Source organism: Pseudomonas lini (genome assembly GCF_030812475.1).
Lineage (GTDB): Bacteria > Pseudomonadota > Gammaproteobacteria > Pseudomonadales > Pseudomonadaceae > Aquipseudomonas > Aquipseudomonas lini_A.
The window spans coordinates 311800-324479 of sequence record NZ_JAUSSR010000002.1 but is presented as its reverse complement, the minus strand read 5'-3'; the positions used below and the strand labels follow the sequence as shown (position 1 = coordinate 324479).

The following is a 12680-nucleotide window of genomic DNA, read 5'->3' as shown; positions in this document are numbered from 1 at the left end:
ATTGAAAAACACCCTAACGCAACTTATTGATAAATAACGAATATTTTTATGGCATAGGCTTTGCTATCTCCTGAATAGGCTGATCCGAAACATTCCGGATCGATGCGCGGAATCATATTCAGGAGCTTTCCATGTTCTATCCCCCAGTGAAATTATTCATCAACGGTGCATGGCGTGAAGGTAGCGAAGGTATCCGGGAAGACGTGATCAACCCGGCTACAGGTGAAGTGATTGGAACATTCGCTCACGCTACCCCTGACGACTTGGATGATGCGATCAAAGCCGCCGAAGAGGGTTTTAAAGCCTGGCAAGCCATCTCCGTTTTTGAGCGCAGTAAAATTATGCGTGTTGCCGCCGGCCTAATGCGTGATCGGCTGGAAGAGATTGCTGGCCTCATTACTGCTGAAGAAGGCAAGCCACTCGCTGAAGCACGAATGGAAGTTAACGGCGGTGCTGACCTGGTCGATTGGTTTGCAGACGAAGCTCGTCGCACTTATGGTCGAGTTATTCCTGCACGCTCTCCAAACGTCACCCAACTTGCTATCAAAGAGGCAGTCGGCCCGGCAGTCGGTTTCACGCCATGGAATTTCCCCGTCAGCCAAATTCTTCGCAAGATAGGCCCGGCGTTGGCGGCTGGCTGCTCAATGATCATTAAAGGCCCAGAAGAAACCCCAGGTGCACCGGCAGCATTGTTCCGCTGCTTCCAGGATGCCGGAGTACCAGCAGGGACATTGGCCCTTGTATATGGCAACCCCGCCACTATCTCGGAGCATTGTATCCCGCACCCAGCGATCCGAAAGGTTTCGTTCACAGGTTCTGTACCTGTCGGTAAACACTTGGCCGCTCTGGCAGGCAAGCACATGAAGCCCGCGACTATGGAGTTGGGGGGACATGCGCCTGTAATCATCTGCAATGATGCAGACCTCGAATCGGCTTGCTCGGCATTGATTTCCTTCAAATACCGCAACGCTGGACAGGTATGTATTTCACCGACCCGCTTCATCGTACAAGAAGGCGTTTACGACCGTTTCATTGAGATGTTCACCGCCGCAGCTCAGATCCTAAAAGTAGGTGATGGTGCCGTGGAAGGTACTCAGATGGGGCCATTGATCAATGAACGTCGGCTCCAGGCTGTAGAGCGCTTGGTTAAAGACGCGATTGCTCGCGGCGCAAGCTTGGAAACGGGTGGTTCCCGATTCGATAAACAAGGCTACTACTTCCAGCCAACTGTTCTCAAAAACGTCACTCCTTCTATGGACATCATGAACGAGGAGCCCTTTGGCCCCGTAGCAATGTTCATGTCTTTCAAAAATCTAGATGAAGCCATTGCCGAAGCTAATCGCCTCCCCTTTGGGCTGGCTTCATACGCGTGGACTCGCCAGCAATCAAACATCTCGGCACTGAACCGCGGCGTCCAAGCGGGAATGCTGACCATCAACCACTTGGGACTGGCTTTACCAGAAACCCCATATGGCGGCATCAAAGATTCAGGGCATGGCTCCGAAGGCGGCACCGAAGCGTTAGAGGCGTATCTCACAACAAAATTTCTGTCATGCCTTAACGCATAAGACAGATCGCCCGGTTCGGTCGAATCGGGCTGATTACAACAGCGAGGTAATGATCATGTTGGACATTCAATTTCGTGAAGCAATGGGCCGTTTTGCCGGCGCAGTCAACGCTATCACTACATTCGAAGGCGACCAGCCCGTAGGACTGATCGCAACCGCAGTTTGCAGCCTTTCCGCAGAGCCACCTTCTGTCATCGTGTGCGTGAATAAAAGCGCTTCTGCTCACAATGCCATGCTGAACAATGGCTACTTTGGGCTAAGCCTGCTCTCCCCCGCCCAGTCCCATGTGGTATCACGCTTCACAAAGCAAAAAGGCTCAGAACGATTTGCAGCTGAGGATTGGGATCTTGAAGGCGGTAAAGCCCCGGTTCTGTGGAACGCACCTGTGGGCATGATCTGCAAGATCGGAAACTGCTTCGACGGGTTCTCCCACACCATTATTGTCGGGATTATTGAATCGATCAGCCTTTGTGATCCTGAGCTTAATCAGTGCCTGCTATGGAAAGGCAGAGGGCTTCATCAGGCAGTTGAGTACGTATCTACCCATTGAAGGTAGGCCAGGTACGAGAGCTCACTAAGCCGTTGCGATGGAGTCATTCATGTTGAGTATTAGCGAGAAAATAAGAGGCTATGGCACGGACTTCATCTCGGTGTTGCGAGGCGACAATCGGGCTGAAGGAGACATGCTGGAGCTGCGAGCCTCTGAAGATAGAACCCCATCGTGTAGCTCATTGTCGGCCTTTATTGTCAGTGAGGAAAACGGCTCACACCGCTTCGCGAGACACAGTCTCGCGCGAGCGGAGGAGCAGGCTATTGAGCTTGTTAAAGATTTATTCGGGGCTGAGTACGCCAACGTCCAACCTCAGTCGGGTGCCAATGCCAATGCTGCCGTTTACCGTGCATTGCTCAAGCCTGGAAACACCATTCTCGGCATGAGCACAACGTACGGGGGTCATTTACCTACTTCGACAATACCTTCTGTTGGCAGCAGTTCTTACAACGCTGTTGAGTACGGTTTATGTGACAACGGATTGATCGATTATGACGAGATGATGCGTCTGGCTGTTGTCCACCGCCCCAAAATTATCGTGGCTGGATTTTCAACATACTCGAGATTCCTGGACTTTCAGAAACTCAGAGATGTCGCTGACACGGTGGGCGCTTTTCTATTGGTCGATATGTCACATATCGCTGGCTTGGTCGCTGCGGGTCTACACCCGAGTCCAATCAGCTTTGCAGACATAGTTACTTCCACCACCCAGAAATCGCTGCGCGGCCCCAAGGGTGGATTGATTCTGTCGAAGGACAATAGGCTGGAAATCCTTCTGGATCACTCAGTTCGTGAGCTCAATCGTTATGCATCTCTCAATCGAATGATTGCAGCGAAAACTCAGTGTTTTCGCGAGGCAAAGACCCACCGGTTTGAGGCCTATCAGAAGCAGGTCGTTGCCAATGCTCGAGCAATGACCCATGCGTTGGTTCAACAAGGTATTGCGGTCGTCACGGGGGGTACAGACAACCATATATTCCTGATCGACCTCAGCAAACAAAACCTCAACACGCTCGAGGCCAGCGTTGCACTGCAGCATGTAGGTGTTGCTGTGGAAAATGGGGAGCAGGCACAGGCATCTGAATCACCTTTCGCCACCAGTCAATTGCGTATCACTACTTCGTCGATAACTGACCGGGGGTTCACACCTGCTTCGTGCGCTCGCCTTGCCTCAGTTATTAGCCAAGTTCTGTTGCAGCCCAACGACCTAAAAACGGTTTCAACAGCAGCAAAAGCGATTGGTTTGCTATGCGCAGATCACCCGCTTTATCCGAGTTACATCGGATACCCGAACCTCTGACATTAACCCCGTTGCGTATATCGCCACGCATTCCCCTGCAACAAATGGAGCTTATATGAAGATCGTTTCAGCCAAAGTGTTCCTTGTAGATAGCGGTTATGTGAAACCAATCATCGTGGAATTGACCACAGACGAGGGCATCACCGGCATCGGCGAAGCCGCCATCGCTTATGGCCTAGGTGCAACAGCCGCCGCCGGGATGATCAAAGATTTTTGCGATCGCTTGGTCATTGGTGCAGACCCGTTCCGCATCGAAAGTTTGTACACCCAAATGTACGACAACTCTTTTTGGGCCAAAGGGGGTGGTGCCATTGTCTTCGCTGGCATCAGTGCGATTGAAACCGCTCTCTGGGACATCAAGGGCAAAGCAACCAACCTTCCAGTTTATGAATTCTTTGGTGGCAAAGTGTTCGACGAAGTACCGGTCTACGCAAACGGCTGGAACTACCATTGCTTCGACGCCGACTCGTGGGCTCATGCCGCCGAACGCCCGATTGCCGATGGTTTCAAGGCCTTGAAGTGCTATCCCCTGGCGACTCAGGACAAAAATGGTCGTCTTCAACATGTCCAACGCCGATTCCATGATCGTGACTTCACTGAACTCGCCTATCAGCGAGTGAAGAAGCTGGTGGAAGTGGCTGGAAGCGAAACCGAAGTTTACATCGACCTCAGCGGCGGCATGACCACCGCTGAAACTATCCGTCTGTGCAAACGCTATGAAGACTTGGGCATCACCTGGATTGAAGAACCTTGCGATGCCTTTGACGTTGGTGCCATGGAGAAAATTTCCAAAGCTACCAACGCATCGTTGGCCGCTGGTGAGCGTCTGTACACTCGCCAAGGTTTCCGTCGTCTGATCGAGAAGCAGATTGTAGATATCGTTCAGCCTGATGTCGGTAACACCGGCGGGTTGTCTGAAACCAAAAAGATCGCATCAATGGCTGAGGCCTACAACATGCTCGTTGCGCCGCACAACTGCGCCAGCTCACTGTGCACGGCCGCTACCATGCAGGTCGGCGTGACCATGCCCAACTTCATGACGATGGAGATTTACCCCTACTTCAGTGATTCACCGAAGTACGTACAAATTCTGGAAAGCTCACCAGAAGACCGTATTGCCAATGGCAAGCTGGCGATCACCGACGATATAGGCCTTGGTGTCACCCTGGATCAGAAAGCGATCGCTCCTTTCCTGTGGGCTGAATGTAAGGCGCAATGATGACACCACCAATGCAGCTAATCGCTAGCGCATTGGCCAAGTGAACACTCTATTTAGGCCGCTTTACAGCGGCCTTTTTTTCAGGAGCGGTCATGAGTATTCAGGTAATTGAAGGCAAGTTCACTGACGTAAAAGGCCGGTACGCAATCATTATGGGACGATTCAACAGCTTCGTTGTTGAGCACCTTGTGAGCGGCGCTGTCGATGTTTTGAAAAGGCATGGCCTCGATGATGACGACATCAAAATTATCAAAGCACCGGGCGCTTTTGAGCTGCCGTTGGTTGCACAAGCCGTTGCAAAAAAATACGACGCAATCATCGCGTTGGGTGCAGTTATCCGAGGTGGCACTCCCCACTTCGAATACGTCGCGGGCGAATGCACAAAAGGCCTTTTCCAGGTGGGTATGCAGTTCAATGTACCCGTCGCGTTTGGCGTATTAACGGTTGACTCAATTGAACAGGCCATTGAGCGCTCGGGCACTAAAGCAGGGAACAAAGGTGCTGAAGCGGCAATGAGCGCCATGGAAATGGTCAGCCTCATCAAGACGCTGCAGAGCTGATCGGCGCCGCAGAAAAACAAAAAAACACCTCTCGCCAATTGCCACATGGAAGCGCGTCATGTTTGACTCCAGCTTATCGATCAAAAGCAGAATTACCCTCCTGGCCGGGTTGTGCATGCTCGGCGTCATCGCTGTACTCATAACCTTTTCGGTTTATCGAATACAGGGAATTTCAAACCTCGCGTTTGAATCCAGCTCGAAGATACTGAAAGAAGATGCTCAGCAGTATCTGGGTAAGATCGGCCAAGAGCAGTCTCGCGTTGCCATTGAGCGATTCACCAGCACTGCTGCTTTCGGCGAAACGCTCGCCAGGCAGTTGGTGCTTATGCGTGCGAATGACCAGCACTTACAGCGGGATTCTGAGCTCACTCGACAGGCAATCGTCGACTCGCTTGGCTCACAGATAAAAGCGAGCCCAAACATTTTTGGTGTCGGTGTGGCATTCGCTCCAAACGCGATGGATGGGCGTGATTCAAAGTACATTGCCAAAGGGATGATTGGTAACGAGATAGGTCGGTTCTCGGTTTATCAGTCGACTCACATTCCCAGCTACGCCATTCCCGAAAAGGAAATTCTCGATGACGGCACCGTGGGAACCTACTGGTACAAATGCGCCTTCCAGCAAAAGCGGACATGCGTCACAAATCCGTACACCTACACAGATGCGAGTGGTGTTAGCACCCTCATGTCGACTGTCGCGATTCCACTCATAGATGGACAGCAAGTCCTCGGCGTCATGAGCGTAGATATCAGTCTGGACAGCCTCCAGAAAATTGTTACCTCATCAGTGCCATCCCTTTATGGGGGGAACGCCGAGGTCTCATTCATAAGCCCGGATGGCGTCATAGCAGCCAATAGCAAACACGAAGAATCGTTGGGTAAATCATTGCAGGCGACCGATATCGCATCGGGCACACAAATACTGAGCGCAGCTAAAAAAGGCACTGAGAGCATTTTTGAAACAACAGATGCCATGATCGCAGTCGCTCCGTTCCAGGCTGTCGAGGGGAATACACCCTGGGCGGTAATTGTTAAAGCGCCTAAAGAGATTGTTCTAGCGCCCGCTCGCAAACTGGAGAGCGACCTTGGATTGGCAAAAGCTGCGAGCATGAAAATGCAGCTTGCGGTCGGCGCTCTTGCGGGCCTTTTGGGGATCGTTTTCATTTGGTTGATGGCCACGACAATTACCAAACCCATTCTGCGGGTTGCAGAAATGTTTAAAGATATTGCCTCTGGTGAAGGTGATCTTACGCATCGCCTGACATACGACAGAAAAGACGAATTGGGACAGCTGACCAGCTGGTTCAATAAATTTCTCGACAAGCTGCAGCCCATAATCGCAGCAGTGAGTCGCTCCATCGCAGATACGCGACGTACTGCGGATCAGGCGTCCAGCATTGCGAATGAAACCAGTGAAGGTATGCAGCAACAATTTCGTGAGGTCGATCAGGTTGCGACTGCCTCACAAGAGATGAGCGCGACTTCACAAGATGTGGCAAAAAATGCGGCTCTGGCAGCAGAAGCTGCGCAGAACGTCGATGCCGCGGCGAGAGAAGGAATGGCCACGATTAATCAGACAACCCATTCGATTGATCGCCTCGCTACGAATATTGATAGCGCGATGCAAGAGGTTGAAGTGCTGGCGTCAAACAGCGAAGAGATTGGTGCCGTACTTGACGTCATACGTGCCATAGCCGAACAGACAAACTTACTTGCATTGAACGCTGCAATTGAGGCCGCCAGGGCTGGCGAATCTGGTCGAGGGTTCGCAGTCGTTGCTGACGAGGTAAGAAACCTGGCCCGACGCACCCAGGATTCAGTTGGTGAAATCCACGGTGTAATCGAGCAGCTTCAAAATGGTACTCGAAATGTGGTTCAGTCAATGCAAACAAGCCACAGTCAAGCCTCAGGGAGCGTCGCCCAGGTTGAACAGGCAGTTCTTGCATTGCAGAAGATCAACCGCGGAGTCGAAGTGATCAGTGATATGAGTCTACAAATCGCGAGCGCTGCGGAAGAACAGAGCTCGGTATCGGAGGAGGTAAACCGAAACGTTGCCAACATTCGCGATGTCACTGAGCAACTGACCCTTCAATCAGAAGAATCGGCGAGAGTGAGTAAATCATTGAACGATCTGGCTAATCAACAACAGCAGTTGATGGCTAACTTTAAGGTCTAGCTCGTGGTCGAAACGACTGATGGCCAGCTGCGACTTAGCTACCTTACTCACCATTGATCTTTACTGTTTGAACTCGCAAACGTTAATCGCGCTGCAGATGGGCATCTGCTATTCATGTGGTTTGGTCACCCACGTTGCGTGTTCAACAGCTGGCTTCCGGAGCAATCCGGAAGCCTTTTTTTGATGATTGAAAAATGCTTCATTCCTTAATGAAAAAGGGCCCTCGAAGGGCCCTCTTGTACTCAAACCAAAATCACTTGGTCAGTCAGGACTCCACGGTGTCGGAACCGTGTTCAGCTTTCCATTCTTTCAGCGTTTTATGGTTGCCGCCTTTCGTTTCGACTACTTCTCCAGTGTGCGGATTTTTGTGTCACTTCACTTGGGTAGGTTCGCGAGAGTCGGCTGTTGACGCGCGCCCATCGGTAGCTCAAACGTCAACCATATGATGTGCTCACGAAATGCCTTCGCGTTGAGTTGACGACCTATAAATTACGCGACGCCTTGACCAATTCCTGATCGTTACCACCTAGGGCACTGGTGGCAATAGCTGCGTTTCGAAGCAACATAGCAATCGCAGCATCCATCTGTTGTTTGTTGAAACGCTCGGCTGGGCCCGACAGGGTGAGAGCCCCCTTGAACTCATACCCTACAGCAAAGACCGGTACCGAAACCGACGCGGTTTCGGGATCCCGCTCTCCACTGGACGCCGCCCAGAACTGATTGCGTTCCTGCGCAAGAGCCGGGTCTTGCAACTTGCTGAAGGCTCGTAGCACTTTGCCCGATGCTCCCGCCTGCAACGAAAAGCGCGCGCCCTCATGAATGGAGAATCGGACAGCACGCTTAGGCTCAACCCTGAACAGCACAACGCGACTGCCGTTATCCAGTACGTAAAATGATGAGGTTTCACCACTCTCTTCGGTAATCGATTCCAGGATCGGATAGATCACATCACGAAGGCGAAACGAGGTTTGATAGATCTGCGCCAGACGCAGTGGTTCAGGGCCCACTGCATAATTACCATCGGGAAGTCGCCGCACAAAACCTGCTAACTCCAATGACGTTATGAGTCGAAGAATGGTGCTTTTGTACAGCCCGGTACGCCTTGCAATCTCAGCCAGCGACAGACTGCTCTGGTCAATATCGAATGCCGTTAAAATCGAGAATGCCCGGTCAACCGCAGCCACACCACCCTCTGCAGCAGGATTGGAAGACTCGACGTCTTTGGGTTGTTCACTCGTCATGATCGCTCGCGGCAAAATAAAAAACGATGGAGTACGGTGCAAAAACGAATGCCCGCTAAGGGTGAACCTTACCCTTTGCCCCTATTAGCTGCCAAATCGTTTTCACAACCAGCCCTAACAGCCTACGCCTCATTGAGTCCCGACGATGGAAAAACGGCTGACTAGACTGAAATTCTGAAACCTCTTTCATTGGCTGCTGCAGAAGGCAATGAAAGAGGCATGTCCACAAGGTTCGACTACGTTACCGCAGAGCCAGCTCCTCCTATCAAGCGTCACGCATGAACAGACGAAGGGACATTGCCATCAAGGCCGCTACAAACACGATGCACCCCATCGCCATTAATCCTGCGCTGAAAGAACCGGTAAAGTCTTTCAAAAAGCCCATCAGATACGGGCCTGCAAATCCACCAAGCGCACCGATGGAGTTGATCAACGCAATACCACCTGCTGCCGCCTGCCCGGAAAGAAACTTGCCGGGTAAGGTGTAGAAGATGGTTTTGGCCGAAATCGTTCCAACCAGCGCAAAAGTGATGCCGATCAATGCCGGAACCAAAGTATTCATCTGCATTGCCACTAAGAGAGCAGTACCTGCCAGCAGCAAAGCCAGGATCAGGTGCAGGATGCCTTTGCCTGTACGGTCTACATGACGAGCCCAAATTAGCAGGCCAATAGTTGCGAAGAAATAAGGAATCGCCGCCACCCAGCCAATCATGCTGACTTCAACCCCATGCCCTTTGAGCATTTGCGGCAACCAGATTCCGATCCCATAAGAGCCGAGCGTGAAGCTGAAGGTGATACAGCTGAGAATCCAGACCCGTGGATCTTTGAGCGCGTCCTTGAAACCATGGTTTTTAGGTTGGCTGCGCTTCTCATCGGCAAGCATCTCTTCAAGAACACTGCGTTCTTCTGAGGTGAGCCATTTGGCTTCAGCCGGACGGTCAACCATGACCTTCAAGGTGATCAACCCGAGGATGCAAGCTGGCAAACCTTCAATCAGGAACATCCATTGCCAACCCGATAGACCCCAGATGCCGTGCATCTGCAACAACCAAACGGACAGTGGCCCACCGACCAGAAACGATATGGGGGTCGCTATGGTGAACCAGGCGAGCACACGAGTTCGATACTGGGCTGGAAACCACAGCGTCAGAAAAAATATGACGCCAGGAAAAAAACCAGCCTCAGCAACTCCGAGTACAAAGCGCGCAATGTAGAAACTGTAGGGCCCAATGACCAGTGCTGTCGCAGCGGCGGCAAGCCCCCACGTGATCATGATTCGAGCCATCCAAAGGCGCGCGCCGAAGCGGAACATTGCCAGATTGCTTGGCACTTCACAAAGGCAATACCCGACGAACATGATGCCTGCGCCCAGACCAAACTGGGATGCTGTCAAACCGAGCTGATCGGTCATCTGCAGTGCGGCATACCCCACGCTGGTACGGTCAAGGTAGTTGAAAAAATAAGCGAGTGCCAAAAGAGGTATCAAGCGCCAGGCGGCTTTGTGCAGGACACGTGTCTGCTCTCTACTCAGGACTATGGAGACAGGAGTGGACGATTCAGTTGCGGAAGTCGTGACGGTGGCCATGACGTGATCCTCGATATTGTTTTTATTGAAGCCGGCGGCTCAGTCATGCCGCCGGTAACACACCCTGGGATGACAAAAACTCAGCCTTTAACAACGCCGGCATTACGCAAAGCCTCAATATCGGCTGGTGCATAACCCATCTGGCTCAACAACTCACTGGAGTGGCTGCCCAACGCCGGCACGTTCAGGCGAGTGCCAAATCGTTGACCGTCCATCTCGAACGGAAGCATCGGCACTTTCACTGCCTCACCATCAGGCAGCGTCAGCTCAGCCATGCCACCTGATTGATTCAGGTGTTCATCTTCGAACAGATCTTGCGGACGCTGGATCGGCGAAAACGGTAATCCTGCCGCTTCACAACGGGCCATCACTTCAGCCTTGCTCATGCTGCCCAGGCGCTCGATAACCAGAGGCATGATCTGATCGCGGGCCGCAACACGCTCATTGTTCTGTTGCAGCGAAAGATCGGAACCGAGTTCGGTAAAGTCAAAAGCAGTGCAGAAGCTCTGCCATTGACTGTCGCTGACGACACCCAGGAACACCTGGTCATCATCAGATGTGTTGAATACGTCATAGATGGCCCATGCGGAAATGCGGCTTGGCATCGGCGCTGCGGCCTTCCCAGTCACAACTTTTTGCATCATGTGCTGAGCCACTAGGAATGCAGAATTTTCGAACAAGCCTGTCTGGACAAATTGCCCCTGCCCAGTGGCATTACGCTGATGTAAAGCCGCGAGAATCGAGATCGCGCTAAACATGCCACCCATGACGTCATTAACTGAGGCGCCAGCGCGCAACGGACGCCCTTCAGGGCCCGTCATGTAGGCCAGCCCTGTCATCATCTGCACCACTTCATCCAACGCCGTGCGGTGATCGTAGGGGCCAGGCAAAAAGCCCTTCATTGAGCTGTAAATAATGTCGGGGTTGATCCCTTTGACTTGCTCAAATCCGAGCCCGAGCTTTTCCATCGCACCTGGGCGGAAGTTCTCAGTCACCACGTCAGCGCTGGCGATCAGCTTGCGTACCGCCTCCATGCCCGCGTCAGTTTTCATGTCCACGGCAAAACTTTTTTTATTGCGGTTGTAAGTCATCCAGTAGCCCGCGCCGGATCCCATGAGACGTCGAGTGTTGTCACCTGCCGGAGCCGGTTCGACTTTGATGACTTCGGCACCAAGATCCGCGAGTACCAAACCGCAGGTTGGGCCCATAACCATATGCACAAATTCGATGACACGGATGCCGGCGAGCGGCAGGGCTTTTTCAGAAGTCTGCTGCATGCTCATGCATCCTTTTTCGCGTAATGGAAGTTCTTGCCGACGCCTGCGTCCGGAATGAAACCGTATAGCGGTTCACCGGGCAAACCCCGTTGCAGCCACTCACGGGCAGCCACCAAACGTTCGATATCGACGCCCGTGCGCAGCCCCATGGACTCAAGCAGGTAAACCAAATCCTCAGTCACAATGTTGCCCGAGGCGCCCGGTGCATAAGGGCACCCGCCTATCCCGCCCTGGGAGGCATCGATTGTAGTGACTCCTACTTCTATCGCCGCTACGACGTTGGCCAAGCCTTGACCGCGCGTATTGTGAAAGTGCGCACTCCCAGCCACCGTACCTACGGAGTCGCGCAGTCGGGTAAACAGGCGGCGAACCTGGGTTGGATTGGCGTACCCGACTGTGTCAGCCAGGCCAACTTCGTCGACCCCCATCTCGGCCATCGTAACGGCCATGCGGATGACATCGTCCTCCGGTACTTCGCCCTGAATCGTGCATCCGAACACTGTCGACAGACCGGCTTCTATCTGGATATGCGGGAACTGCGTGTTACGCAGAGCCACTACAGAGCGCACTTCCTCGAATACCTGAGCGTGCGTCTTGCGGATGTTCGACAGCGAGTGCGGCTCACTAACAGAAATCGGCATGGTGATTTTATGTACGCCGGCTTCGAAGGCCGCCTGCGCGCCTCTGAGGTTCGGCACCAGTGCGGTGACGAACAAGCCCGGTAAGCTACGCCCATGAGCGACTAACTGCGCGGCATCAGCCATTTGAGGCAAGAGCTTGGGCGAGACAAACGAGCCGATCTCAATTTCACGCAGACCGGCACCGGCCAGTGCTGATATCCATTGACGCTTGAGTTCGGTCGGCATTGTGGCCTTCACACTCTGAAGCCCGTCTCGTGGCCCCACTTCACTGATCAAAATGTCGATGTCGTTGTTGTTATGCATCGCTAGACCTCTTCTTGTTTTTTCCCCATGCCCCACAGCTCGCTCGGAGAGGTGACATGAAAAAGCGTTCTCGTTCTGTCTGTCAGAACAGTGTTCTATTTAAAATACTGCGATGCGTAGCCAGGGCTGTCAACAAATTCGTGATCAACGGCAAAATACGTTCACGAGAGAACGCTTACGGGAAAGTCATTCAAAAAAACAGGCTTGACAGAAGGAAGCATACGGCCTGAAAGTTGTTCTAGCCGAAAGAATCACGTTCT

10 protein-coding genes and 2 pseudogenes are annotated in these 12680 nt (G+C 52.5%); 7 read left to right on the top strand and 5 right to left on the bottom strand.

Features of this window, described 5'->3' with window-relative positions; genetic code table 11:
- Positions 1-131: 131 nt before the first annotated feature.
- The 7 genes and pseudogenes from J2W17_RS05310 (at position 132) to J2W17_RS31065 (ending at position 7373) form a co-directional block, all read left to right on the top strand.
- A complete protein-coding gene (locus J2W17_RS05310; RefSeq protein WP_307330308.1) occupies positions 132-1568 on the top strand; it encodes an NAD-dependent succinate-semialdehyde dehydrogenase in 1437 nt (478 codons plus the stop codon).
- Positions 1569-1623: 55 nt separating this feature from the next.
- Positions 1624-2118 carry a flavin reductase family protein gene (locus J2W17_RS05305; RefSeq protein WP_307330306.1) on the top strand — a complete coding sequence of 165 codons (495 nt, stop codon included), beginning with the start codon at positions 1624-1626 and terminating at the stop codon, positions 2116-2118.
- A 49-nt stretch (positions 2119-2167) separates the two neighbouring features.
- Entirely contained in the window at positions 2168-3418 is a 1251-nt protein-coding gene (gene glyA, locus J2W17_RS05300; protein ID WP_307330303.1) for a serine hydroxymethyltransferase, read from the top strand.
- 55 nt (positions 3419-3473) lie between these two features.
- Complete coding sequence (locus tag J2W17_RS05295) at positions 3474-4637, top strand: mandelate racemase/muconate lactonizing enzyme family protein (protein WP_307330300.1); 1164 nt, start codon at positions 3474-3476, stop codon at positions 4635-4637.
- A gap of 92 nt (positions 4638-4729) precedes the next feature.
- A complete protein-coding gene (gene ribH, locus J2W17_RS05290) occupies positions 4730-5197 on the top strand; it encodes a 6,7-dimethyl-8-ribityllumazine synthase (RefSeq protein ID WP_307330298.1) in 468 nt (155 codons plus the stop codon).
- A gap of 58 nt (positions 5198-5255) precedes the next feature.
- Positions 5256-6515 (top strand): annotated as a pseudogene (locus J2W17_RS31070) (PDC sensor domain-containing protein); the annotation flags it as partial.
- 102 nt (positions 6516-6617) lie between these two features.
- Entirely contained in the window at positions 6618-7373 is a 756-nt protein-coding gene (locus J2W17_RS31065) for a methyl-accepting chemotaxis protein (RefSeq protein WP_373459964.1), read from the top strand.
- A 265-nt stretch (positions 7374-7638) separates the two neighbouring features.
- Here J2W17_RS31065 and J2W17_RS05280 read toward each other — a convergent pair.
- The 5 genes and pseudogenes from J2W17_RS05280 to J2W17_RS05260 all read right to left on the bottom strand — a co-directional run.
- Positions 7639-7743 (bottom strand): annotated as a pseudogene (locus tag J2W17_RS05280) (transcriptional regulator); the annotation flags it as partial.
- Between the two features lie 112 nt (positions 7744-7855).
- Complete coding sequence (locus J2W17_RS05275; RefSeq protein WP_307330293.1) at positions 7856-8614, bottom strand: IclR family transcriptional regulator; 759 nt, start codon at positions 8612-8614, stop codon at positions 7856-7858.
- Between the two features lie 265 nt (positions 8615-8879).
- A complete protein-coding gene (locus J2W17_RS05270; RefSeq protein ID WP_307330289.1) occupies positions 8880-10199 on the bottom strand; it encodes an MFS transporter in 1320 nt (439 codons plus the stop codon).
- 80 nt (positions 10200-10279) lie between these two features.
- Positions 10280-11476: a CaiB/BaiF CoA transferase family protein gene (locus tag J2W17_RS05265; RefSeq protein ID WP_307330287.1), complete on the bottom strand. Its 1197-nt coding sequence runs from the start codon at positions 11474-11476 to the stop codon at positions 10280-10282.
- Between the two features lie 2 nt (positions 11477-11478).
- Positions 11479-12420, bottom strand: a complete 942-nt coding sequence (locus tag J2W17_RS05260) for a hydroxymethylglutaryl-CoA lyase (protein ID WP_307330284.1) — start codon at positions 12418-12420, stop codon at positions 11479-11481.
- Positions 12421-12680: the final 260 nt, after the last annotated feature.